Origin of the sequence: Azospira restricta (genome assembly GCF_016858125.1) — a bacterium.
GTDB lineage: Bacteria > Pseudomonadota > Gammaproteobacteria > Burkholderiales > Rhodocyclaceae > Proximibacter > Proximibacter restrictus.
Map to the genome: position 1 here is coordinate 1756926 of NZ_CP064781.1, position 24381 is coordinate 1781306.

The following is a 24381-nucleotide window of genomic DNA, read 5'->3' on the forward strand; positions in this document are numbered from 1 at the left end:
GACGAACCATGCCTTTCCTGCTCAGCATCAAGGCCCGCCTGCTCGCGCTGGTCGGCTGCCTCCTCCTGCTCACCGTCGTCGCCGGCGGCCTGGGCCTCTACGGCATGCGCGACACGCTGCTCGGCATGGACCGCATCTACCAGGGCCGCCTGATCCCGATGCGCAACCTGAAGGCGATCGGGGACGCCTACGCGCTGTGCATCGACACCGCCGCCAAGGTCGCCGCCGGCGACATCGGCCCCGGCGACGCGCTGCCGATGATCCTGCAGGCGGAAAACGTCGTCGACAGCACCTGGAAGGTGTACCGGCCGGCCGTCGCCGACGACGAGGAAAGGCAGCTGGCGGCGGAGGTCGAGCTGCCGCTGCAGCAGGGGCAGGCGGCGCTGCAGCGGCTGAAGCAGCTGCTCTCGGGCGGCGAAGCGGCGGCGCTCGGCGCCTTCGCCGCCGGCGAGTTCCGCAGCGCCATCGAGCAGGCGGCCGAGCAGGTCAACCGCCTGGTCGAGCTGCAGATCGACCTCGCCAAGCGCGAGTTCGACGCCGCCGGCGCCCAGTACCGGCTGCTGCGCAACCTGCTGCTCGGCGCGCTCGCCGTCGGCGCCGGCGGCGGCCTGCTGTGCGCGCTGGTCCTGATCCGCCGCTCGGTGCTGCGGCCGCTCGCCGACGCCGGCCGCGTGCTCGCCGCGATCGCCGCCGGCGACCTGACGCCGGAGATCCGGATCGGCTGCGACGACGAAGTCGGCCGCCTGCTGCGCTCGATGGCGCGGATGCGCGACGAGCTGCGCGACGTGGTGCGGCTGATCCAGGCCGACGCCGAACGGCTGGCGGATGCCGGCGGGGCGCTGGCCGCCGCCTCGGCGCGGCTGGCGTCCGCCAGCCGGCAGCAGATGGAAGAGTCCTCGGCGATGGCCGCGGCGACGCAGCAGGTGACGGTGAGCATCGACCAGGTCGCCGGCAACGCGGCGCAGGCGCACGCCACCGCCTGCCGCTCGGGCGGTATCGCCGAGGACGGCGGCCAGGTCATCGGCCGGCTGGTCGCCGGCATCGAGGCGGTCGCCGAGCGCACGCAGGACGCCGCGGCCACCGTGCGCGACCTCGGCCGCATGTCGACCGACATCAGCGCCATCGTCGCGGTGATCCGCGAGATCGCCGAGCAGACCAACCTGCTCGCGCTCAACGCCGCGATCGAGGCCGCCCGCGCCGGCGAACTCGGGCGCGGCTTTGCCGTCGTCGCCGACGAGGTCAGGAAGCTCGCCGAGCGCACGACCCAGTCGACCGCCGAAATCGGCCGCATCGTCCACCGCGTCGTCGAGCGCACCGACGCCGCGGTGCAGAGCATGGCGCACCAGGTCGAGCACGTCGGCGAAAACACCCGCCTCGCGCTCGCCGCCGGCGACGCCGTGCGCGACATCAACGCCGGCTCGCAGCGGGTGGTGGCGACGGTGAACGACATTTCCGACGCGCTGCGCGAGCAGTCGCAGGCGAGCAACGACATCGCCCGCCACATCGAACGGATCGCCGCGATGAGCCAGGACAACCACGCCGCCGTCGAGCAGTCCGCCCGCGCCGCCGGCGAACTGCAGGCGCTGTCGGCGTCGATGACCGCGCTGGCGGGGCGGTTTCGGTGTTGAGGGGGAGCTGGTCAGGCGGGTGTAAGGAATGCCGCTTGTTTGTCGGGCGAAGCGGACCTGCTGTTGATGCGGTAGGTCGTCTGCTACTGACTATCCCAGGTTGCCGGTAGCGTCTCGGAAAAACGGATGTTCAACGTTCGGGGTGGCCAGCCGGCGGAGGCTGAAGGCCGGATCGAACCAGCAAGCGCAGCTTGCAGGGGATCCGGTTGTCCGTAGGCTTGGGCGTCACAACTTGAGTTCAGAGAGCGACTCGCGCTTTAGGCCAGAAGCACTCACGATTGCGGAAAGGAATGCGTAGGTTTCTGTTCGCCCCATATTCGTGATCATCCAGTGATCGCCAATGGAACGGGAAAGTTTCTCGGTTAAATGCGGCGATGCGATGTAGAGGGTGTCGCGGTCACGGGAGATGTACCGGCGTGACTTATGAGGGCTGGCCATGAAACGCCTGTCATCGACGGCAGCCACCTTTTCCAGTATGTCCGGGTACCACTGCTTTAGATCGAGGAGAAGACCCTCGATCAAGTCTGGCAGGGCAAAGTGGTTTTGAACTTCAACTACCGTCTTTCTTCGCTCGGTGTCGTAGTACCGAATCGCGTGCTTGTACGGACGAGACATCAAATGCGTGTAGATGCGGGGACGGGTGCGAGTCATCTTCACCTCCAATGGATGGGGCCTGATAGGGCTGCGGAATACGGAACGTGACGCCCAACGTGGAAGTGAGTGTCCCGCGCAGCTTTTCGCGCAGCGCTCGACCGCCGGGTTCGGCCTATGCGGGCTACAGAGGCGCGCGCGCTTTGACAATTTCAATGAGTTCGTCAAGCGATAGCGGCTTATCTCTCTTGCGATGAACCATTCTGTGACAGTTGGAGCAAAGCACAGTCATGTCTTTCGCAGGATCGATGGCTGTTGGCTCGATGTACGTTGATATTGGCACCAGGTGATGCACCTCGATGTAGTCCTTTCCGCACTCGCCATAAGCGTCAGCAAAATTGAAGCCGCAGGCTTTGCACGAGGTGCCGTGAAGTTTGATTGCTGAGGCTCGAAGCTGCGGGTTTCTTTCATAGAACGCTACGAGCCGAGTAGTCTTGCCACCTTCTTCCAGTTGTTCTTCGAGAGCGAGGGAGGCGAGGTCTGCGGCGACCTGTTCTTCGATAGTGGCAGAGTGATCAACGAGGCCAAGGGATTTAGCTCTTTCTTCGCCTATTGGGGTAATGACCCAATATCCATGACCTGCACTTGGGCCAACTCCAGCTCGATACAGCAACCCGTGGTTTGCGAGATGGAGCCGAGCGAATTGAACTCGGTTGGCCCATTTGCTTACGGAGTTACGATACCTCTGGGTCCGTTCTTCGTGGGTTAGCTCGGGATGAAGCTGCGCGAGCTGCTCGTATGCAGCCGCCGCCAATACTCGCTTCTCTGGCCGAGAAGCGATCAGGCTGAGCAACTCGCGTTGAATGGTATCGTCGTCGGGAATAGCCATGGACTAAGAGGCTGAGCCTAGGTTGGATGCCATACTTTCCGGATAAGCTGGCGGAGCGCCATACAAACTGGAAAAGGTGGCGTCCTGAATTCCTTCAACGAAACGCATTGCCATCGGATTTTCTCTCGTAGGGCTGGCTTGTCAGGTAGGTGAATGCGGCTTTCTACTATCGGCAAGCTGGCGTAGGTGTTTCAGCGGAAAAGGGGCCAAGTCCCTTTCTTGTCGCTCCAGCATCCGGTCGGCAAGCTCGGGCAGTGTGAAGACTTCGTCGTCGGAGCGGTTCGCGACGCAGGTCAGCACATCCGGATTGTGGCCGCGCAGGGAGAAACCGGCCTGCTTGGTCGAGGCTTCCGCCATTCCGCTCATCGCTGCTTTCCTTCCAGTCGCCGCGCGCCCGCGTCCGCCAGCAGCAGTTTCATCTGCTGGATGGCAGTTTGGTTCAGCAGTTTCAGCCGTTCGGCCTGCGCCAGCCCCTGATGGATGAAATGGGCGTTCAGCGTTTCCAGGTTGGCCAGGCATACCAGTTGCGAGGCATTGGCTTCGTCGCGGATATTGCCCTTGCTGCCAGGGTTCTCGTCGCGCCACTGTTTCGCGGTTTTGCCGAACAGCGCCATGTTCAACAAGTCTGCCTCGCTGGCGTAAATGAGGTTGATCTGCTGCGGCGTCAGTTGCGGCGGAATCAGGTGAGTTTTGATGGCATCGGTGTGGATGCGGTAGTTGATCCTGGTCAGGTTGCGGCGGATGTCCCAGCCCAGTTGCTGGTATTCCGTCTCTTTCAGGCGCTGGAATTCCTTGATCAGGTAGAGCTTGAATTCGACCGACACCCACGAGGCGAACTCGAAGGCGATGTCCTTGTGGGCGTAGGTGCCGCCGTAGCGGCCAGCCCTGGAATTGATGCCGATGGCGCTGGTGGCCTCAATCCAGCGTTTGGGGGTTAGGGTGAAGCTATTCAGGCCGGCCTGCATCCTAATCCCGTCGAATTCGACGGGATTGAAATCCGGGTTGTTGAGCTGTTCCCAGATGCCCAGAAACTCCAGTGTGTTCCGGTTACGCAACCAGTTACGGATAAGGTCGTCGGTGTGGTCGCTGTTCTTGTAACGGGCAATGTCCGTGAGAGAAATATAGTCGTCGGCGCCGCCGGAAATGACGGTGACGGACGTGCCTTTCACGTCGATCTTGGCCATGTTCAATCTCCCTCCAAAGCCACCAGCTCAATTGCCGTCATCGGTGGGTAGGTCTTCGTCGGCATGAAGAACTCGTGCTTGCCCGGATGGGCGAAGAGCACCCCTGGAAATTGTCCTTGCCGAGGCGGCTCCTCTCCGCGAAGGTCGCCGGTGAGGATTCCCGGCAAGTTCGCCCGGCACTCGGCAATGTCGTCCTGCAACAGATCGATGCCGTGGATGCACTTCGGCGCGGGCAGCGCATACGCATTATGGCATTGTGCCAAATGCCTTTGCGCGGCTCTATGCAATTCGGATTCAGGATGGCAGCGAGTTGTTACAAATTGGCCGGACCCGACGTCGCGCCTGATCTTGCCGATCGCCTGCCTTTACCGCCCGCCCCTCACTCCGGCCGGTCCAGCTTCTTCGACAGCAGCACCGTCGAGAAGGTATCGAGCACGCCCTTGATGCTGCGGATCTTGTCGATCGACGCGTCGAGTTCCTCGGTCGAGTCGGTCGTCAGCATCGCGCACAGGTCGTAGCGGCCGCTGATCGAGTGCAGCTTGTTGATCTGGTGCAGCTTCTTCAGCGCGCGCACGACGTCGCGCTCGTCCTTCGATTCGCTCGAGATCAGCACCATCGCGTGGATTCCCGGCGCGCTGCGCGTGCTGGCGACGCTGATCGTGTAGCCGCTGATCGCCCCCGAATCCTCCAGCGCCTTCAGCCGCAGCTGCACCGTGCTGCGCGCGACGCCGAGCGCCTTGGCGAGCTTCACCACGGGCAGGCGGGCATTGACCTTGAACAGGTCGATCAACTGGCGGTCCAGGCTGTCGAGGGCGGGCGGCATCGGCGGTTCGTTCAAAGTGACTCAATGGCGAACATTATGACTGAAAAATCGACATTCGTTCAGTCAGTTTGCCTGTAGTGCGCGGCCTTCGCCGGCTCCTAAACTGCGCTCCATTCCTCTCGCACCGCGGCTTTCCGGGGCGCGACACAACGCCAACAGCAAAGGAGCCGAGCCATGCTCATCAACAAGGTCGAATTCAATCCGCAGAACAAGCTGCTCACCCGCGAGGCGCTGGAGGCCTACGACCCGGCGTCGGAGTCGTGGCAGAAGCAGTTCGCCCGCCGCTATACGCACCACTCGGAACTGATGAACGTGCTCGCCGGGGTCGAGGACGTCAATGAAACGGTCTACAGCAAGTTCGCGGTGTCGATCACGCCATACATGGCGCAGCTGATGGACAAGGACGACCCGGAGTGCCCGATCCGCAAGCAGTACATGCCGACCTTCGCCGAGGAGACCAAGCCCGGCTTCCACACGATGCTCGACGAACTGGGCGAAGAGGGCGACACCATCCCGGGCACCAGCGTCGTGCACCGCTACCCGCGCCGCGTGCTGTTCCTGGTCTCCAACACCTGCGCCGTGCTCTGCCGCTTCTGTACCCGCAAGCGCATGGTCGCGCAGCCCGACGGCTCGGTGCACAAGGACGAGATCGAGCGTTCGATCGACTACATCGCCGGCAACACCGAAATCGAGGACGTGCTGCTCTCCGGCGGCGACCCGCTGACCTTCACCGACGAGCGCCTCGACTACATCCTCGGCCAGATTCGCGAGCGCGCGCCGCACGTGCGCTTCCTGCGCATGGGCTCGCGCATGGTCGTGCAGCTGCCGACGCGGATCACGCCGGAGCTGTGCGCCGTGCTCGAGAAGCACCGCGTGCAGATGGTGAACATCCACATCAACCACCCGAAGGAGATCACGCCACTCTTGCGCGAGCGGGTCAAGATGATCCAGAAGGCCGGCATCATGATGGGCCTGCAGACGGTCTGCCTGAAGGGCGTGAACGACGACGTCGCGGTGCTGCGCGAGCTGTTCATGCAGAGCATCGAGATGGGCGTCCGCCCGTACTACGTCTACTCGACCGACATGGTCGAGGGCGCGCACCACTTCATCGTCCCGCACCACCGCATGCTCGAGCTGTACGAAGGCCTGCGCGGCTGGATCAGCGGCCCGGCGGTGCCGACCTTCGTCGTCGATGGCATGGGCGGGCTGGGCAAGCTGCCGATCATCCCGACCTACGTTAAGGAAGAGATCCGCGCCGACGGCCAGGGCACGACGATCAAGTGCCGCAACTACAAGGGCATGACCGTCGAGATGCCGGGCCTCGGCCTCGACTTCCGCGTGCCGTCGCAGAGCCACGGCTGAGCGCGCGGCTGACCGTTTTCCCTCTCTCCCAGTGTGAGTTCCGGGCGGCGCGCGTCGCCGCCCCCTTTTTTTTTTGCGACGGATAAAGACATGAAGCGAGACTTCAAGCACGGTTCGCCCTACGGCACGCACCGCGTGCTCGAGCCGAAGGGCGTGCTGCCCCAGCCCGCCTGGAAGATCGACAACACGATGACGATCTACGACAACGAGATCCTGATCGACGTGCTGGCGCTGAACATCGACGCCGCGAGCTTCACCCAGATCAAGCAGGAAGCCGGCGGCGACGAGGCCCGCGTGCGCGAGATCATCCTCGGCATCGTCGACCAGCGCGGCAAGCACCACAACCCGGTGACCGGCTCGGGCGGCATGCTGATCGGCACCGTGAAGGAGGTCGGCCCGGCGCTTTCCGGCAAGACCGGGCTCAAGGTCGGCGACCGGATCGCGACGCTGGTGTCGCTGTCGCTGACGCCGCTGAAGATCGACGAGATCAGGGCGGTGCATCTGGACAAGGACCAGGTCGACATCGTCGGCCAGGCGATCCTGTTCGAGAGCGGCCTCTACGCCAGGTTGCCGGACGACATCGACGAGAAGATGGCGCTGGCCATCCTCGACGTCGCCGGCGCGCCGGCGCAGACCGCCCGCCTGGTGCAGGCCGGCGACACCGTCGTCGTCATCGGCGGCGGCGGCAAGTCGGGAACGCTCTGCGTCTATGAAGCGAAGAAGCGCGTCGGCCCCTGCGGCAAGGTGATCGGCGTCTCGCCGTTCGCCAAGGATTGCCGGCGCATGCAGGAACTCGGCTGGGCCGACGTGACGCTGCAGGTCGACGCGACCGACGCGGTGGCGCTGATGAACGCCGTGTCGGAAGCGACGGACGGCCGGATGGCCGACGTCACGATCAACTGCGTGAACATCCCGAACACCGAGATGGGCTCGATCCTGGCGACGCGCGACCGCGGCCGGATCTACTTCTTCTCGATGGCCACCAGCTTCACCGCCGCCGCGCTCGGCGCCGAAGGCGTCGGCAAGGACGTCGAGATGATCGTCGGCAACGGCTACGCCAGCGACCACGCCGAGTTCGCGCTGCACCTGCTGCGCGAGTCGCCGACGCTGCGCCGGCTGTTCGAAACGCTCTACGTGTGAGCCGGAGCATGCGCAGCAGCGCCCTGTGGCAGAGCCTCCGCGACCGCGGCATGAGCACGCTGGCGGTGATGGGGATGACCAAGAACACCGGCAAGACGGTGTGCCTGAACCATCTGCTGGCGCAGGCGAAACTGCACGACACCGCGGTCGGCATCACCTCGATCGGCCGCGACGGCGAGGAGCGCGACCAGGTCTTCGCTATCCCCAAGCCGCCGGTGCTGGTCTGGCCCGGCTGCCTGGTGGCGACGGCGCGCGACACGCTGCTGCGCGCCAAGGTGCGCTGGAAACAGATCGGCGCCACCGGCATCGACAGCCCGATGGGCGAGATCGTCATCGTCCGTGCGCAGGAGCGTGGCGAGATGGAGATTGCCGGCGCCTCGCGCAGCCACGACCAGCATCGCGTGATCGCGCTGCTCAAGCAGTGCGGCGCGGCGCTGGTCATCCTCGACGGCGCGCTCGGGCGCAGCCACCACGCGTCGCCGGCGATCGCCGACGGCGTCGTGCTGGCGACCGGCGCGGCAGTGAACGGTGGCGGCGGCGGCATCGGCGACGTGCTGAAGAAGACGCGCGACCGCCTGGCCATCCTCGGCATCGCCGAAGCCGAGCCCGCGCTGGCCGCGCAGGTGCAATCCGTGTTCGAGCGCGGCGGCGTCGGCGTCTGGAACGCCGACGGCTCCTGCCTGCTCGACGCGCGCATCGCCACGCTGAACGCCGCGTCGACCCTGCTGACGCTGCCGGCGGAAAGCGTCGCCACGATCGCCGTCTCCGGCGCCGTCGGCCGCGCGCTGTGGCAGGCGCTGTCGGCGCTGCTGGCCAAGCATCCCGGCCTGACCGTCGTCGTTGCCGACGGTACCAAGCTGTTCGTCGACGCCACCGACCTGGCGCTGTTCGCCCGCGCCGGCGGCCGCCTGTGTGCGCTGCGCGGCATCCGGCTGGCCGGCATCGCGCTCAACCCCTTTTCTCCGTTCGGCGGCAGTTTCGACGCCGAGGAATTCTTCGCCGCCGCGCGCGGCGCTTTTCCCGAGCACGTCGTCAGCGACGTCGTGCTCGCGGAATCCACCCCGCTTGAAGGAGCTTTGCCATGACCCAACTGACGATCGATCAGGCGCAGATCGACCGCGCCCGCGCTGCGGCGGGCAAGATCGCGCGCCGCGTCTTCGACGACATGAACCGCTTCACGACGACCACCGTCGAGCGCGCGACGCTGCGCCTGTTCGGCGTGGACGGCGTCGACGAAAACCAGGTGCCGCTGCCGAACCGCCTCGTGTCGCATCTGCAGGAGCACGAGCTGCTGCAGCACGGCGCCGCCACGATCGTCGCCGGCGCGATGCACGAGCACGGCCTGTCCGCGCAGCAGGTGGCCGCGGCCGTCGCCGGCGGCAAGCTGACCCTCAGCCGGCCGCAGGACGAAGCCGCCGCGCGCCGCAGCGCCGAAGCACAGGCGGCGGCGATGTGCCGGCACATCGCCCGCCAGCGCGAGACGCGCGCGCAGCAGATCGACCGCCTCGGCGAAGGCAAGGCGCCGTGGCTGTACCTGATCGTCGCCACCGGCAACATCTTCGAGGACATCGTCCAGGCCCGCGCCGCCGCCGAACAGGGGGCCGACATCGTCGCGGTGATCCGCTCGACCGGCCAGAGCCTGCTCGACTACGTGCCCTACGGCGCGACGACCGAGGGCTTCGGCGGCACCTACGCGACGCAGGAGAACTTCAAACTGATGCGCGCCGCGCTCGACGAGGTCGGGCAGAAAGTCGGCCGCTACATCCGCCTGACCAACTACTGCTCCGGCCTGTGCATGCCCGAGATCGCGGCGATGGGCGCGATGGAGCGGCTGGACATGATGCTCAACGATTCGATGTACGGAATCATCTTCCGCGACATCAACATGAAGCGCACCTTCATCGACCAGTTCTTCTCGCGCATGGTCAACGCCTACGCCGGCATCATCATCAACACCGGCGAGGACAACTACCTGACCACGGCGGATGCCTACGACGCCGCGCACACGGTGCTCGCCTCGCAGCTGATCAACGAGCAGTTCGCCTACATCTCCGGCCTGAAGCCGGAACAGATGGGCCTCGGCCATGCCTTCGAGATCAACCCGGAACTGGAGAACGGCTTCCTGTGGGAGATCGCGCATGCGCAGCTGGTGCGCCAGGTGTTCCCGGAGGCGTCGCTGAAGTACATGCCGCCGACCAAGCACATGACCGGCAACATCTTCAAGGGCCACATCCAGGATGCGCTGTTCAACGTCGTCAGCGTGCTGACGCAGCAGAACATCCACCTGCTCGGGATGATGACCGAAGCCATCCATACGCCGTTCATCCAGGATCGCTTCCTGGCGGTGCAGAACGCCAAGTACGTGTTCGGCACGATGCGCGACCTGCACGCCGAGGTCGAGTTCAGGAAGGGCGGCAGGATCGAGCGGCGGGCGCAGGAAGTGCTCGCCGAAACCGAAAGCATCCTCGCCGAGATCGAGCGGATCGGCCTGCCGGCAGCGATCGCCAAGGGCACCTTCGCCGACATCTCGCGCACGATGGAAGGCGGCAAGGGCCTCGACGGCGTGATCGCGAAATCGGCCGATTACTACAACCCGTTCCCGGCGCTGATGCTGAAGTGATTTTGGGAGGAGAGAGATGAGCGAACAACACGTTGAAAAGTGGGTGAAGGCCTACGGCGACACGATGGACGACGGCCGCGTGCAGCTGTCGTTCACGCTGCCGGTGCCGCTCGACGAGAACGCCAAGGAGGCGGCGCGACAGATGGCGCTGGCGATGGGGCTCGAGGAACCGTCGGTCGTCCATTCCGAGGACATGGGGCAGGGCTTCTCGTTCTACGTCGTCTACGGACAGTGCCGGCACCGCGTCGACATGGGCCGGATCAAGGTCGCCAAGCCCGAGTTCGAGGTGCTCGACAAGGACGCGATCAACGAACTGATCAAGGCCAAGATGGGGCGCAAGCTGGTCGTCGTCGGCGCCTGCATCGAGACCGACGCACACACCGTCGGCATCGACGCGATCATGAACATGAAGGGCTACAACGGGCACAAGGGGCTGGAGAGCTACCACGAGGTGCGTGCCATCAACATGGGCGCGCAGGTCGATTCGGAAGTGCTGGTGGCCAGGGCGATCGAGGAGCAGGCCGACGTCATCCTCGTCTCGCAGGTGGTGACGCAGAAGAACATCCACCTCGACAACCTGACCCGGCTCTCCGACATCCTCGAGGCGGAAGGGCTGCGCGAGCGGGTCATCCTCGTCGTCGGCGGCCCGCGCATCTCGCACGAGCTGGCCAAGGAGCTCGGCTACGACGCCGGCTTCGGGCCGAAGTCCTACGCCGAGGACGTCGCCTCGTTCGCCATCCACGAATGGATCAACAGAAAGGCCGCCTGACATGACTACCGAAATCACCAGCCTGATCCGTCTGCGCATGGGGTCGCACGACGCCCACTACGCCGGCGAGCTCGTCGACGGCGCCAGGATGCTGCAGCTCTTCGGCGACGTCGCCACCGAGCTGCTGATCCGCAGCGACGGCGATGAGGGCCTGTTCGTCGCCTACGACCAGGTCGAGTTCCTGGCGCCGGTGCACGCCGGCGATTACATCGAGGCGCGCGGCCGCATCGTGGCCATGGGCCGGACCTCGCGCAGGATGGAGTTCGAGGCGCGCAAGGTGATCAGCCCGGCCCGCATCCCGGGGCAGGTCTCGGCCGCCGACGTGCTCGCCGAGCCGGTCGTCGTCTGCCGCGCTTCCGGCACCTGCGTCGTGCCGGCCGACTGCCAGCGCGGCCAGCAGGGCTGACGTACATGGACAAGCTGATCATCACCGCCGCGCTGACCGGTGCCGAGGTGACGCGCGAGCAGCAGCCGGCGCTGCCGGTCACGCCCGAGGAGATCGGCATCGCCGCCGCCGAATGCGCCGCCGCCGGCGCGGCCATCGTGCATGTGCATGCGCGCCACGCCGACGGCCGCCCGACGCAGGACCGCGAGGTCTACCGGCGCATCATCGACGCGGTGAAGGCGCGCTGCGACGTGATCGTCCAGGTGTCGACCGGCGGCGCCGTCGGCATGACGCCGGCCGAGCGGCTGGCGCCGGTGACGCTGCGCCCGGAGATGGCGACGCTGTCGATGGGCAGCGTCAATTTCGGCGACGAGGTGTTCGTGAACGCGCCGGCCGACATGGCGGGCTTCGCCCGCACGCTGGCCGAATACGGCGTCAAGCCGGAGTTCGAGGTCTTCGACAGCGGCATGCTGACGACGCTGTCGCACTGGCTGCAGCGCGGGCTGGTCGCGGCGCCGGCGCACGTCGACTTCGTGCTCGGCATCCCCGGCGCGATGGCCGGCACGCCGGAGGCGCTGATGTTCCTGCGCTCGCAGCTGCCGGCCGGCGCCACCTGGAGCGTCGCCGGCATCGGCGCCGCGCAGCTGCCGCTGGCGGCGCTGGCGATCGTCCTCGGCGGCCACGTGCGCGTCGGCTTCGAGGACAACATCTACTACCGCAAGGGCGAGTTGGCGACGAGCAACGCGCAGCTGGTCGCGCGCGTCGCCGCGCTCAGCCGCACGCTCGAGCGGCCGCTGGCGACGCCGGCCGAGGCCCGCCGGCTGCTCGGCCTGGCCTGAGGCTGGGAAGGCGGGACGGCGATGCGCGGCGGCGCCGTCCGCTGGCGACCGCGCCGTGTTCGCCGCAGGCGGTGGCGTCAGACGCTCAGCGTGGTCGTTCCGACGAGGCGGGCGTAGCCGCCGACGACGATGCCGGCGAGCGTCCCGCCGCTCCGTTCGACGCTCGCCGAGAGGCGCGAGGCGCGTCCCATCTGCGACCCCTGCGCGAACACGTAGCGGTCGCCGTAGCGCTCGCCGCGCGGGTCGGCATGGCGGCTCAGGTAGCAGGCCAGCGCGCCGGCGGCACTGCCGGTCGCGGACTCCTCGTCGATCCCGAACAGCGGTGCGAAGTTGCGGCAGGCCGCCGTGTACGGCGCTCCCGGCGCGGCCGGCGCGAAGACGTGGGCACCGATTGCCCCGGCCTCGCGGCAGTAGGCGGCGAGCGCCGCCAGGTCCGGCTGCACGCGGGCGAGGCAGGCCTCGTCGGCGACCGGCACCAGGATGTCGGCAAGCCCGGTGGACACGATCTGCACCGGCAGGCCGGTCGCGCGGATGGCGGCGACGTCGATGCCGAGGAGCTTCGCCAGCGGCGCCGCCGCCAGTTCCTGCCCGAAGCGCGGCAGCGTCTGGTTCATCAGCACCTCGCCGTCGGCGGCGAGGCGTACGCGCAGCCGGCCGGCGCGCGTGCCCTGCACCAGTTCGGCCGCGCGCAGCCGGCCGCGCGCGGCGAGCAGGGCGAACGCGGCGACGGTGGCGTGGCCGCAGTAATCGATCTCGCGGGTCGGCGTGAAAAAGCGCATCGCCACGTCGACCGCCGGATCCGGAACGACGAACGCCGTTTCGGAGAACGCCAGCGCGGCGGCGATGGCCTGCATCTGCCGGTCGTCGAGGCCGGCGGCATCGACCACGACGCCGGCGGTGTTGCCGCCGCCGCCGTGCAGCGTGAAGGCGTCGACCACGAAGGCCTCGACCGGCACCGGCCGTTCGGCCGCGGGTGGGGTGGGGGGCGCCGGGGGCATGCTGTCTCCTGGGGGGCGTAGTCGGCGCCCGTCATCCGTCGACGGCTGTCGTCAGAGCGCGTTGCCGCGCACCATCGCCATGATCCGGCCGGCGTCGAGGCCCGCCGCCTGCTGCTGGATCTGCGGCAGGTACTGCGCCTGCAGCTGCCTGGCCGGGCCGAGCAGGTTCTGGAAGCTGTCCTGCAGCAGCTGCGTGCTCATCTGCCGGTTGCCGGCGTAGTAGCGCTTGGCGACCTGGCCGAGGGCGTAGGTGGTGGCGAACGAGAAGGCGATGCCGGTGGCGGCGCGGCCGAGGCCGCCGACGGTCTTGCCGGCGACCTTGCCGAGCAGGCCGCCGAGCAGCTTGCGGCCGAACTGTTCGAGGTACTGCGAGGTCAGGCCGACGCCGACGGTGGCCAGGAATTCCTTGATGTGCCCCTGGTCGAGCTCGTGCCCGTAGGCCTTGCCGATGCGATAGACCAGCTTCACCTGCAGCGGGATGATCGCCACCGAGGCCCAGGATTGCGGCAGCAGTTCGAGGGCGCCGTTCAGGATGGCGTGCTTGAGGATGCTGCGGTCGAGCTCGGCTTCATCGACGCGCGGCGCGGCCGCCGGGGCGGTTGCGGCCGCCGCCGGTGCGGCGGCGGGCAGCGTCAGTTCGGCGGCGAGTGCGTCCGCCTGGCGCTCGCTCGCGCTGCTCTGCGCATCGCCTTCGAGGCCGAGGCGCGCCTTCAGCTCGCCGAGGAAACGCTTCTCGGCGTCGCCCTGGCGGCCGTCGGCGTCGCAGACGCAGACCGCCATCTCGTAGGCGAACTGGCGCTGGCCGAGCTCGGGCAGCGCCGCTGCGGCGTCGGCCAGCCCGATGCGCTTGAACAGCACGTCCTGGTACAGGCGCGGCAGGTCGGGGGCGTCGGCGCCGAGCGACTCGGCGAAGCGGCGGATGTGCTCGCGCTCGCGGTCGTCGTTGGCGCCGTCGGCGAAGGCGGCGAGCAGGCTGATGGTCAGGATGGCGTTGTCCGGGGTCATGGCGTCTCCTTGTTCGGCAGTCGGATCGGCGATCCGCCGGCGATTCTCGCGCGGCCGGCGGCGCCCTCGCGTACCGGTTTGTAACCGTGGCGGAGCGCCAGCAAAAAGGGCATCCCGTGCGGGATGCCCTGTGCCGGCCTGCGGTTCCGTTCGGTGCTCAGGCGTACCTCAAGGGCACTTCCTCGTAATGCGCAAGCGCATTACTCAGGCGAAGTTCTTCGCCGCGAAGTCCCAGTTCACGAGGTTGTTGAGGAAGGTCTCGACGAACTTCGGGCGCAGGTTGCGGTAGTCGATGTAGTAGGCGTGCTCCCAGACGTCGATGCACAGCAGCGCCTTGTCGCCGGTGGTCAGCGGGGTGCCGGCGGCGCCCATGTTGACGATGTCGACCGAGCCGTCGGCCTTCTTCACCAGCCAGGTCCAGCCCGAGCCGAAGTTGCCGACCGCCGAGGCCTGGAAGGCCTTCTTGAACTCGTCGAGCGAGCCCCACTTCTTGTCGATCGCCGCCGCCAGCGCGCCGCTCGGGGCGCCGCCGCCGTTCGGCTTCATGCAGTTCCAGAAGAAGCTGTGGTTCCAGACCTGCGCCGCATTGTTGTACACGCCGCCGGCCGGGGCCTTCTTGACGATCGCTTCGAGGTCGAGGTTCTCGTATTCGGTGCCCTTGATCAGGTTGTTCAGGTTCGTCACGTAGGCCTGATGGTGCTTGGCGTAGTGGTACTCGAAGGTTTCCTTGCTCATGTGCGGCGCCAGGGCGTCCATCGCGTAGGGCAGCGGAGGCAGTTGGTGTTCCATGCTTTTCTCTCTCAGGGTTAGGGTTTGTGCGGGTGTTATTGCTTTGCCGCCGGATTATACGGCGGAAGCCATGCTCCCGTCGTAGCGCCGCGCGCCGTTCAGGCGTCCGCCGCCGGCAGCAGTTCCGCCGCCGCGTCGGCCGCCGTGACTTCGGCGTCGAGCCGGCCACGCGCCAGATAGACATGGATCGCCTGCCTTGGTTCCATCGTCGCCGCGTCGCGCACGATGGCGCCGGTCGCGTCCTGCACCAGCGCGTAGCCGCGGCCGAGCACCGCCTGCGGGTTGAGATGGGCGAGGCTGTCGGCCAGCCGCGCGACGCGGGCGCCGTGCGCCGCGTGCTGGCGCTGCCAGGCGTTGTCGAGGCGCGTCGCGAGCAGGTCGAAGCGGCGGCCGAGCTGTTGCGGGTTCGGCCGGGCGAGTGCGAGGCGGTGGCCGACGGCGGCGAGGCGGGCGCCGGCGGCGGCCTGCTGGCGGTCGGCGGCGGCGTTCAGCCGGTGCGCCAGGTGGGCGAGCGCGGTGCGCTGCTGCGCCAGCCGTTCGGCCGGGTGCGTCAGCCGGCGGGCGAGGACGTCCACGCGCTGCGCGCGCTGCTCGATGTCGCGCATCGCCTGCCGGCGCAGTTGCCGGCGCAGCTCGTCGAGCCGCGCGAGCAGGCGCTCGCGTTCCGGGGCGACGATCTCGGCGGCGGCGGTCGGCGTCGGTGCGCGCAGGTCGGCGGCGAAGTCGGCGATCGTGAAGTCGGTCTCGTGGCCGACGCCGGACACCACCGGCACCGGGCAGGCGCGGATGGCACGGGCCAGCGCCTCGTCGTTGAAGGCCCACAGGTCCTCGATGCTGCCGCCGCCACGGCAGACGATGAGCACGTCGGCGAGGCCGCTGTCGCCGGCCTGGCGGACCGCAGCGGCGATCTGCGCGCCGGCGCCGTCGCCCTGCACCGGCGTCGGGAAGATGGTCACCGCGACCTGCGGCGCGCGCCGGCGCAGCGTCGTCAGCACGTCGCGCAGCGCCGCCGCCTGCAGCGAGGTGACGATGCCTATCCGCCGCGGAAAGAACGGAAGCGGGCGCTTGCCCTCGGCGGCAAAGAGGCCCTCGGCTTCGAGCTTCGCCTTCAGCTTCTGGAACTGCTCGAAGAGGTTGCCGACGCCGGCGCGGCGCATCGTCTCGACGTTCAGCTGGAACTCGCCGCGCGCCTCGTAGAGCGTGACCAGCACGCGCGCCTCGACGTGCTGGCCGTTGGCCAGCCGCCAGCCGAGCAGCTGGTTGCGGCCGCGGAACATCACGCAGCGCACCTGCGCGGCTTCGTCCTTGAGCGTGAAATAGGCGTGGCCGGAGGCGGCGACGGTCAGGTTGGAAATCTCGCCGGCCACCCAGCACAGCGGGAAGCCGCTCTCCAGGCGCTCGCGGACGAGACGGTTAAGCGCCGCAACGCTCAGCGGGGAAAAAGGGGCTGCATCGGCCATGCCTGCATTCTATCCGATGCTGATATGCACATCCCGTGCGGCTTTCTGGGCGGTTGTCGGCGCGGCCGCCGCCCGGCGCCTCGGTTTGTGTGTAAGTGCATGAAAAATAAAGATTTGTTTCCTCGCCTTTTTTCTGTGCAAAGTAAGAAAAAGCCTTGCGGCAAGGCCATTTAGACAATCTTGTGACAATCAATCCACATACTTATCCACAGTTTTTGTGGATAAGCCGGCGACGGCGCCTCCGGCGCGCCGGCAGGCGAGCGGCCACTCCGGTGAAGCCCTTGATCTCGGCTAAACATTAGAATATGCTTATATACATGAAAAGACATCTACTGCTCCTCCTTGCCCTGCTTCCCTCGTTGCTGCCGGCGCCGGCAGCCGCCGACGAGCCGCTCGCGACCGCCGTCGTCCGCCCGCGGTCGGTCGCCGCCGGACTGGCGGCCGAGGGGGTGGTCGAAGCCCTGTCGCAGGCGACGGTCGCCGCGCAGGTGGCCGGCCGCATCGTCGACATGCGCGCCGACGCCGGCCAGCAGGTGCGCAAGGGCGAGGTGCTGCTGCGCATCGATGCGCGCGAGGCCGCCGAGGCGGCCGCCGCGGCGCGCTCGCAGCTGGCGGTGGCGCAGGCGCAGTTCGAGCGCAGCCGGCAGCTGCGGCAGCAGAACTTCATCAGCCAGGCCGGCTTCGACAAGGCCCGGGCCGACTACGACGCGGCGCGCGCCGCGGCGGCGCAGGCCGGTGTCGGCCTCGGCCATGCGACGGTGACGGCGCCGATCGCCGGCGTCGTCGCCCGCCGCCACGCCGAGGCCGGCGAGATGGCGGCGCTCGGCCGGCCGCTGCTGACGCTCTACGATCCGTCGGGGCTGCGCGTCGTCGCCAGCATTCCGCAGCAGCGCCTGCGCGAGGCGCGCGCCGCGACCCGGGCGCGCATCGAGTTTCCCGAGCTGGGCCGGGTCGTCGAGGCGGCGTCGGTACAGCTGCTGCCGGCGGCGGATGCAGCGACGCACGTGACGCCGGTCCGCCTCAACCTGCCGCCGAACATCGACGGGCTGATCCCGGGCATGGCCGCGCGCGTGACCTTCGTCACCGGCGAGGCCGAGAAGCTGCTGGTGCCGGTCGCCGCGCTGGTGCGCCGCGGCGAGGTGACCGCAGTGTATGTCGCCGGCGAGAAAGGGCCGGTGCTGCGCCAGGTGCGTCTCGGCGAGCCGGCGGCGCCGGGCGAAGTCGAGGTGCTCGCCGGCCTCGCCGCCGGCGAACGGATCGTCCTCGATCCGGCGCGGGCGGCGATCGCGCTGCGCGCGGGGCGCTGACGATGAAGCCGGCCCTCGGTCTCTCCGGGCGTATCGCCGCCGCCTTCCAGGGCTCGCCGATGACGCCGCTGCTGGCCCTGGTCGCCTTCCTGCTCGGGCTGTTTGCGGTGCTGGTGACGCCGCGCGAGGAGGAGCCGCAGATCGACGTGACCATGGCCGACGTCTTCATCCCCTTTCCCGGGGCCTCGGTGCAGGACGTCGAGTCGCTGGTGGCGACGCCCGCCGAGCAGGTGCTGTCGCGGATCGCCGGGATCGAGCACGTCTATTCGGTGTCGCGGCCGGGCATGGCGATCGTCACCGTGCAGTACGAGGTCGGCGTCAAGTTCCAGGAGGCGGTGGTCCGCCTCTACGACACGATCCACTCGCACCGCGACTGGGTGTCGCCGAACCTCGGCGTCGGCGAGCCGGTGATCAAGCCGAAGGGGATCGACGACGTGCCGATCGTCGCGCTGACCTTCTGGAGTGCCGATCCGGCGACCGGCGCGCATCAGCTGCAGCAGGTGGCGCGTGCCGCCGAGATCGAGCTGAAGCGGATTCCGGGCACGCGCGACGTGGCCACGATCGGCGGTCCCGAGCGCGCGCTGCGCGTGCTGCTCGACGCCGAGCGCATGAACGCCTTCGGCGTCACGCCGCAGGACCTGCAGGCCGCCCTCCGCCTCGGCAACACGCGGCAGCCGAGCGGCGCGCTGGTCGCCGGCGGCAGCGAGTGGCTGGTCGAGACCGGCGCCTGGCTGGAGAACGCCGCCGACGTCCGCCAGCTGGTGGTCGCGGTGCGCGGCAGCGGCGCCGAGCGCAAGCCGGTGTACGTCGCCGACGTCGCCCGCGTCGACCTCGGGCCGGAGACGCCGACGCGCTACGTCTGGCACGGCAGCAAGGCCGGCGAGCAGCCGGCGGTGACGCTGCAGATCTCGAAGAAGCCCGGCGTCAACGCGGCCGACGTCGCCGCGGCCGCGCTGCGCCGCATCGACAGCCTGAAGGGGACGCTGATCCCCGACGGCGTCGAGGTGACGGTGACGCGCAACTACGGGCAGACGGCGACCGAGAAGGCGCAGCAGCTGATCGGCAAGCTGGTCTTCGCGACGGCCTTCGTCGTGCTGCTGGTGCTGTTCGCGCTCGGCCGCCGCGAGGCGGCGATCGTCGGCATCGCCGTCACGCTGACGCTGGCGGCGACGCTGTTCGCGTCGTGGGCGTGGGGTTTCACGCTCAACCGCGTGTCGCTGTTCGCGCTGATCTTCTCGATCGGCATCCTCGTCGACGACGCGATCGTCGTCGTCGAGAACATCCACCGCTGGCAGGCGCTGCACCCGGACAAGAGCCTGCGCGAGATCATTCCGCCGGCCGTCGACGAGGTCGGCGGACCGACCATCCTCGCCACCTTCACGGTGATCGCCGCGCTGCTGCCGATGGCCTTCGTCACCGGGCTGATGGGGCCCTACATGAGCCCGATCCCGATCAATTCCTCGCTCGGCATGGCGATCTCGCTGGCGGTCGCCTTCGTCGTCACGCCGTGGCTGGCGGCGAAGCTGATGCGGCCGGCCGCCGCCGGCCACGCCGCGCCGTCGGCGCTCGACGCCCGGATCGCCGGCTTCTTCGCCGGGTTGCTGCCGCGCTTCCTCGACCCGCAGCGCGGGGCCGCGGCGCGGCGCAAGCTGTGGCTGGCGGTGGTCGCCGCGATCCTCGGCTCGCTGTCGCTCGCCGCGCTGCAGCTGGTCGTGCTGAAGATGCTGCCGTTCGACAACAAGAGCGAGTTCCAGGTCGTGCTCGACATGCCGGTCGGCACGCCGGTCGAGGAGACGGCGCGCGTGCTCGCCGAGATCGGCGCCGAGATCGGCAAGGTGCCGGAGGTGCGCGACTACCAGGCCTACGCCGGCACCGCCAGCCCGATCAACTTCAACGGGCTGGTCCGCCAGTATTACCTGCGCGCGGCCCCGGAGCTGGGCGACCTGCAGGTCAACCTGGTCGACAGGAAGCAGCGTTCGCGGCAGAGCCACGAGATCGCCGTCTCGGTGCGCGCCGCGGTCGAGGCGATCGGCCGCCGGCACGGCGGCAACGCGAAGGTCGTCGAGGTGCCGCCGGGGCCGCCGGTGCTGGCGCCGATCGTCGCCGAGATCTACGGCCCCGACGCCGCCGGGCGGACGGCGGTGGCGCGTACCGTGCGCGGGGTGTTCGAGCGCACGCCCGACCTCGTCGCGATCGACGACAGCATCGCCGAGGACGCCGGCCGCGTCGTGCTGCAGGTGCAGCAGGCGAAGGCGGCGCAGCTCGGCGTCGCGCAGGCCGACATCGTCGACACGGTCCGCCTCGGGCTCGCCGGAGGCGATGCGACGCCGCTGCGCAATACCGGCGCCAAGCACGAGCTGCCGGTGCGCGTCGGCCTGCCGGCCGAGCGCAAGGGCTCGCTCGACGCGCTGCTGGCGCTGCGCGTGCGCGCCGGCGACGGGCGCCTGGTGCCGGTGTCCGAACTGGTCGAGGCGCGCCGCCTCGCGCGCGAGGCGGTCGTCTATCACAAGGACCTGCTGCCGGTGGTCTATGTCGTCGGCGACATGGGCGGGCGCCTCGATTCGCCGCTCTACGGCATGTTCGCCGCGCGCGGCGAGCTGGCCGGCAAGCCGCTGGCGCAGGGCGGCGTCCTCAACGACTGGTTCGTCCGTCCGCCCGACGACCCCTACGCCGGCTACCAGCTGAAGTGGGACGGCGAGTGGAAGGTGACCTACGAAACCTTCCGCGACATGGGCGCCGCCTACGCGGTCGGGCTGATCCTGATCTACCTGCTGGTGGTCGCGCACTTCCGCAGCTACCGCGTGCCGCTGGTGATCATGGCGCCGATCCCGCTGACCATCATCGGCGTCATGCCCGGACACGCGCTGCTCGGCGCGCAATTCACCGCGACCTCGATGATCGGCATGATCGCGCTCGCCGGCATCATCGTCCGCAATTCGATCCTGCTCGTCGATTTCGTCCGCGAACAGGCCGCCGCCGGCCAGCCGTTCCGCGAGGCGATCGTGCAGTCGGCGGCGGTGCGGGCCAAGCCGATCGCGCTGACCGCGCTGGCGGCGATGCTCGGCGCGCTGTTCATCCTCGACGACCCGATCTTCAACGGGCTGGCGATCAGCCTGATCTTCGGCATCCTGGTGTCCACGCTGCTCACGCTGGTGGTGATCCCGGTCCTCTACTACGCAGCCTTCCGCAAGGAGTACGCATCATGACCACCAACTTCACGATCGAACGCGCGATCCGCATCATGGCCGGCAGCTTCATCCTCGTCTCGCTCGCGCTCGGCGTCGAGGCGAGCCCGCTGTTCGTCTCGAAGCACTTCCTGTGGTTCACCGCCTTCGTCGGCGCCAACCTGCTGCAGAGCGGATTCACCCGCTTCTGCCCGGCCGAGCTGATGTTCGAAAAGCTCGGCCTGCCGCGCGCGGACGCAGGCTGCGCGCGCCGCTGAGGCATCCGCCGCCCTCGCTGCCTGCCCGGCGGCGGCGATTCCGGCCGCGCGCGCCGATGGCGCCGTCATCGTGGATCGGGACGGCCGGTGCGGCAATGTCCGGCGGCGAAAAGCGGTCCGCCGCGCCCGTTGCCGCGGCCGCCTCCGTTGTGATATGCACACCCCGCCGGCCTTGCCGGGCGGCGCCGCGCCGGCAGCCCTTGCAGCGCCGTCTGTTTTGTGCAATGCATTGATTTTAAAGCGTTAATGCGCGATGCCCGTTTTCTGGGCAAAGCAGGAAAAAGCCTTTTGCCAAGCCGGTTTACGCCTTCCGGCGGCAATCCGTTCACAGACTTATCCACAGAATTTGTGGATAACGCCATCGCGCCGGCGATGCCGCGGGCATCGGCCCGGGCGTACCCCGACGGCACGCCCTCGCCGGGCGTGAAGCGCTCCGTTCAGGCGGCGCGGGCGGCGAAGCGGCGGCGGTATTCGCCCGGCGAACAGCCGAGTTCCCGCTTGAACAGGCGGCGGAAGGTGCTGACGTCCTCGTAGCCGACGCGGGCGACGATCTGTTCGAGCGCCAGCGCCGAGTCCTCGAGCAGGCGGCGGGCGGCGAACAGCCGCATCTGCTGCAGGTAGTGCAGCGGCGTGTCGCCGAGCGCCTGCCGGAAGCGGCGCATCAGCGTACGTTCGCTGGCGCCGGCCGCCGCCGCCAGCGCGGCGAGGCTGAACGGCTCCGCCAGCCGCGCCTGCAGCCAGTCCTGGGCGCGGCTGACCAGCGGGTCGTTGTGCCCGGCGTACTGCTGCAGCGTCGCGTATGGCGCCTGCGAGGCGCGGTGGGTGTCCACCAGCATCAGCCGCGCAACGCTCAGCGCGACGTCCTTGCCGCCGAGGCGTTCGATCAGGCGCAGGCCGAGGTTGAGGTAGCAGGTGGTGGCGCCGCTCGACAGCAGCTGCCCGCTTTCGGTCAGGATCGCGTGCGTTTCCAGCGCGACCTTCGGATAGCGCTGCCGGAACCAGCCGCTCAGCCACCAGCTGATGGTCGCCGGCCGGCCGTCGAGGATGCCGCTCTCGGCAAGCAGTGCGACGCCGGTGCAGTTGCCGGCGATCAGCCGGCCGTCGGCATGCCACTCGCTCAGCCGTGCGAGCAGTTCGTGTTCGCCGGCGATGCGCCGCTCGAAGCCGGCGAGGTCGGGGTAGGTGATGCCGGGGACGACGATCGCGTCGGCATCCCCGGCGTCGCCGTAGCGGCCGTCGGCGGCGAAGGCGAGCCCGTTCGCGGCGGTCGCCGGGGCGCCGTCGGCGCTGAGCAGCTGCCAGGCGAACAGCGGCTGGCCGCCGGCCAGGCGGTTGGCGATGTGCAGCAGGTCGACGGTGCCGGCGACGCCGCCGGCGAAGAAGCGGTCGGGCAGGAGGAGGGCGATGCGGCGCATGGCGGGCCTCGTGGTGCGTGCGGCGGATTGGCGGGATCGGCAATAACAATGTCGACATTGCCACTTCGACGCGCCGGCGGTCAATCCTAGACTGCGCACGCCGTCGCCGCCGCGGCGGCGCTTGTCCACCGAACAGGAGCGCATCGCATGAGCAGGAACACGCCGCTGGCCGTCGAGCACGGCCCGAACTTTTCCGCCGGCCACCTCGGCCCCTTCGCCGACCTGATGCAGTACGAATTCGTCGTGCCGGCGCTCGGCAACCGCAAGGTGCCGGGCAAGGTCTTCCTCAAGGAACCGCTCGCGCTGAGCGGTGCCGAGATGTCGTGGAACTGTTTTCCGCCCGGGCTGGCGATGCCGTTCCTGCACGCCCACCGCGAGCACGAGGAGGTCTATCTGTTCATCGCCGGTAGCGGCGAGTTCATGGTCGACGACCGCGTCTTTCCGGTCGCCGAAGGCTCGGTCGTCCGCGTCGCGCCGGCCGGCGTGCGCGCCTACCGCAACACCGGCGACACGCCGCTGCATTTCATCGTGCTGCAGGTGAGGGCCGGCAGCCTGTCGGCGTCGACCGTGGATGACGGGATCGTCGTCCACAACCCGCTGCGCTGGCCGGAAAGTGCCGCCGCCTGAGGCCGGCGATCCGCCTGGGGCGAAGGAGCGAACAGTGGCAGACACGCAGAACCAGGTGCTGGACCTCATTTTCGGCCGCTGGCGCAGCCAGATCCTCTATGCCGGCGTCAAGCTCGGCGTGTTCGAGGCGCTGCGCGAGCGCAGCCGGGAGGCGGCCGACGTCGCGCAGGAGCTCGGGCTCGACGCGCCGCTGTGCTACCGGCTGCTGCGCGCGCTGGCGTCGCTCGGCCTGCTCGACGAAGCGGCGGGGCGGACCTTCTCCGTCGCCGAGGCCGGGCGCTACCTGCTCGCCGACCATCCGCAGACGCTGCGCGGCGTCGCCCTGCTCGAGGAGGGGCCGGAGCACTATGCCTTGTGGCGGCACCTGCCTGCGATGATCCGCGACGGCGCGCAGAATGCCTTCGTCCGCGAGTTCGGGCGGATGGCCTTCGAGCACGCCGTGGCCGATGCCGGTTACGCACGGGTGTTCGACGAGGCGATGAGCAGCTATTCGAGCGCCCAGACGACGCAGGCGGTGCAGGCGCTGGCGGGCTGCGACTTCTCGACGGTCGCCCGCCTGTGCGACGTCGGCGGCGGCCACGGACACCTGATCTGCGGCTTCCTCGCCCGCTACCTGCAGCTCGAGGGGGTGGTGCTGGAGCGGCCGGAGGTGATCGCCGACCGCTCCCGGCTGTGGGCGGACAAGCTCGGGCTGGGCGGGCGCTGCCGGTACGTGGCCGGGGACATGTTCAGCGAAGTCCCGACCGCCGATGCGTACGTGATGAAGCTGATCCTGCACGACTGGGACGACGATGAATGCGTCCGCATCCTGCGCACCATCCACCGCTCGGCGACGCCGGGGGCGCGCGTGTTCGTCGTCGAGCACCTCGTCACCGACCCCGGCGTGCCCCATTTCGCGAAGCTGTTCGACATCCACATGATGTGCTGGGGCAGCGGCCGCGAACGAACCGCCGCCGAATACGGCGCGTTGCTGGAAGCGGCCGGGTGGGCCTACCGCGAGACCCACTATCCGCCCGCCGGGCTGATGGGCGTCGTCGAAGGAGTGAGGGCGTGACGGCCTGAGCGTGCGCCGGGGGCGGCCCGGCGGTGTGCCGCCGGGCTTGCCCGA

General features: G+C 68.6%; 24 protein-coding genes. 13 read left to right on the forward strand and 11 right to left on the reverse strand.

Annotated elements, in window-relative coordinates; translation table 11 throughout:
- The first annotated feature begins 8 nt into the window (after positions 1–8).
- The gene (locus IWH25_RS08625) at positions 9–1628 is read left to right on the forward strand and encodes a HAMP domain-containing methyl-accepting chemotaxis protein (protein WP_203388897.1); all 1620 of its coding nucleotides are present in this window, start codon (positions 9–11) and stop codon (positions 1626–1628) included.
- Between the two features lie 225 nt (positions 1629–1853).
- Here the strand turns inward: IWH25_RS08625 and IWH25_RS08630 are convergent, their stop codons facing one another.
- From IWH25_RS08630 to IWH25_RS08655, 6 genes are all read right to left on the reverse strand, one after another.
- Positions 1854–2279, reverse strand: a complete 426-nt coding sequence (locus tag IWH25_RS08630; RefSeq protein WP_203388898.1) for a hypothetical protein — start codon at positions 2277–2279, stop codon at positions 1854–1856.
- A 124-nt stretch (positions 2280–2403) separates the two neighbouring features.
- Positions 2404–3108: a winged helix-turn-helix domain-containing protein gene (locus tag IWH25_RS08635; protein WP_203388899.1), complete on the reverse strand. Its 705-nt coding sequence runs from the start codon at positions 3106–3108 to the stop codon at positions 2404–2406.
- A gap of 141 nt (positions 3109–3249) precedes the next feature.
- A complete protein-coding gene (locus IWH25_RS08640; protein ID WP_203388900.1) occupies positions 3250–3474 on the reverse strand; it encodes a hypothetical protein in 225 nt (74 codons plus the stop codon).
- Positions 3471–4292, reverse strand: a complete 822-nt coding sequence (locus IWH25_RS08645) for a KilA-N domain-containing protein (RefSeq protein WP_203388901.1) — start codon at positions 4290–4292, stop codon at positions 3471–3473. The genes IWH25_RS08640 and IWH25_RS08645 overlap by 4 nt, the downstream gene beginning before the upstream one ends.
- Before the next feature lie 2 nt (positions 4293–4294).
- Positions 4295–4555 carry a hypothetical protein gene (locus tag IWH25_RS08650; protein WP_203388902.1) on the reverse strand — a complete coding sequence of 87 codons (261 nt, stop codon included), beginning with the start codon at positions 4553–4555 and terminating at the stop codon, positions 4295–4297.
- 116 nt (positions 4556–4671) lie between these two features.
- Positions 4672–5115 (reverse strand): Lrp/AsnC family transcriptional regulator, encoded by a 444-nt coding sequence (locus IWH25_RS08655; protein WP_203388903.1) that lies wholly within the window; start codon positions 5113–5115, stop codon positions 4672–4674.
- 174 nt (positions 5116–5289) lie between these two features.
- On the opposite strand from IWH25_RS08655, the gene IWH25_RS08660 reads away from it, so the two are divergent.
- The 7 genes from IWH25_RS08660 (at position 5290) to kce (ending at position 12230) form a co-directional block, all read left to right on the forward strand.
- Positions 5290–6477 (forward strand): KamA family radical SAM protein, encoded by a 1188-nt coding sequence (locus tag IWH25_RS08660; RefSeq protein ID WP_203388904.1) that lies wholly within the window; start codon positions 5290–5292, stop codon positions 6475–6477.
- 90 nt (positions 6478–6567) lie between these two features.
- Entirely contained in the window at positions 6568–7617 is a 1050-nt protein-coding gene (gene kdd, locus IWH25_RS08665; protein ID WP_203388905.1) for an L-erythro-3,5-diaminohexanoate dehydrogenase, read from the forward strand.
- An 8-nt stretch (positions 7618–7625) separates the two neighbouring features.
- A complete protein-coding gene (gene kamB / locus IWH25_RS08670; protein ID WP_203388906.1) occupies positions 7626–8702 on the forward strand; it encodes a lysine 5,6-aminomutase reactivase subunit KamB in 1077 nt (358 codons plus the stop codon).
- Complete coding sequence (kamD, locus tag IWH25_RS08675) at positions 8699–10237, forward strand: lysine 5,6-aminomutase subunit alpha (protein ID WP_203388907.1); 1539 nt, start codon at positions 8699–8701, stop codon at positions 10235–10237. The genes kamB and kamD overlap by 4 nt, the downstream gene beginning before the upstream one ends.
- A 16-nt stretch (positions 10238–10253) precedes the next feature.
- Entirely contained in the window at positions 10254–11006 is a 753-nt protein-coding gene (kamE, locus tag IWH25_RS08680) for a lysine 5,6-aminomutase subunit beta (protein WP_203388908.1), read from the forward strand.
- 1 nt (position 11007) lies between these two features.
- Positions 11008–11412: a 3-aminobutyryl-CoA ammonia lyase gene (gene kal / locus IWH25_RS08685; protein WP_203388909.1), complete on the forward strand. Its 405-nt coding sequence runs from the start codon at positions 11008–11010 to the stop codon at positions 11410–11412.
- A 5-nt stretch (positions 11413–11417) separates the two neighbouring features.
- Positions 11418–12230 carry a 3-keto-5-aminohexanoate cleavage enzyme gene (gene kce / locus IWH25_RS08690; protein ID WP_203388910.1) on the forward strand — a complete coding sequence of 271 codons (813 nt, stop codon included), beginning with the start codon at positions 11418–11420 and terminating at the stop codon, positions 12228–12230.
- A gap of 77 nt (positions 12231–12307) precedes the next feature.
- Here the strand turns inward: kce and IWH25_RS08695 are convergent, their stop codons facing one another.
- The 4 genes from IWH25_RS08695 to xseA form a co-directional block, all read right to left on the reverse strand.
- Positions 12308–13228, reverse strand: a complete 921-nt coding sequence (locus IWH25_RS08695) for a PhzF family phenazine biosynthesis protein (RefSeq protein WP_203388911.1) — start codon at positions 13226–13228, stop codon at positions 12308–12310.
- Positions 13229–13279: 51 nt separating this feature from the next.
- Positions 13280–14233 carry a YcjF family protein gene (locus IWH25_RS08700; RefSeq protein ID WP_203388912.1) on the reverse strand — a complete coding sequence of 318 codons (954 nt, stop codon included), beginning with the start codon at positions 14231–14233 and terminating at the stop codon, positions 13280–13282.
- Between the two features lie 204 nt (positions 14234–14437).
- Entirely contained in the window at positions 14438–15022 is a 585-nt protein-coding gene (locus tag IWH25_RS08705) for a superoxide dismutase (RefSeq protein ID WP_203388913.1), read from the reverse strand.
- Positions 15023–15120: 98 nt separating this feature from the next.
- Positions 15121–16482 (reverse strand): exodeoxyribonuclease VII large subunit, encoded by a 1362-nt coding sequence (gene xseA / locus IWH25_RS08710; RefSeq protein WP_203388914.1) that lies wholly within the window; start codon positions 16480–16482, stop codon positions 15121–15123.
- A gap of 317 nt (positions 16483–16799) precedes the next feature.
- Between xseA and IWH25_RS08715 the strand changes: the two genes are divergently transcribed.
- Genes IWH25_RS08715 through IWH25_RS08725 form a run of 3 tightly spaced genes read left to right on the forward strand, consistent with a single transcriptional unit; the run spans position 16800 to position 21231 of the window.
- Positions 16800–17789, forward strand: a complete 990-nt coding sequence (locus IWH25_RS08715) for an efflux RND transporter periplasmic adaptor subunit (protein ID WP_203388915.1) — start codon at positions 16800–16802, stop codon at positions 17787–17789.
- Between the two features lie 2 nt (positions 17790–17791).
- Entirely contained in the window at positions 17792–20995 is a 3204-nt protein-coding gene (locus IWH25_RS08720; protein WP_203388916.1) for an efflux RND transporter permease subunit, read from the forward strand.
- The gene (locus IWH25_RS08725) at positions 20992–21231 is read left to right on the forward strand and encodes a YgaP family membrane protein (protein WP_203388917.1); all 240 of its coding nucleotides are present in this window, start codon (positions 20992–20994) and stop codon (positions 21229–21231) included. Before IWH25_RS08720 ends, IWH25_RS08725 begins: the two co-directional genes overlap by 4 nt.
- Before the next feature lie 437 nt (positions 21232–21668).
- Here IWH25_RS08725 and IWH25_RS08730 read toward each other — a convergent pair whose 3' ends face one another.
- On the reverse strand, positions 21669–22646 hold the full coding sequence (locus IWH25_RS08730) for a GlxA family transcriptional regulator (RefSeq protein WP_203388918.1): 978 nt from the start codon (positions 22644–22646) through the stop codon (positions 21669–21671).
- A 147-nt stretch (positions 22647–22793) separates the two neighbouring features.
- Between IWH25_RS08730 and IWH25_RS08735 the strand changes: the two genes are divergently transcribed.
- A complete protein-coding gene (locus IWH25_RS08735) occupies positions 22794–23273 on the forward strand; it encodes a cupin domain-containing protein (protein WP_203388919.1) in 480 nt (159 codons plus the stop codon).
- A gap of 34 nt (positions 23274–23307) precedes the next feature.
- Entirely contained in the window at positions 23308–24327 is a 1020-nt protein-coding gene (locus tag IWH25_RS08740) for a methyltransferase (protein ID WP_203388920.1), read from the forward strand.
- Positions 24328–24381: the final 54 nt, after the last annotated feature.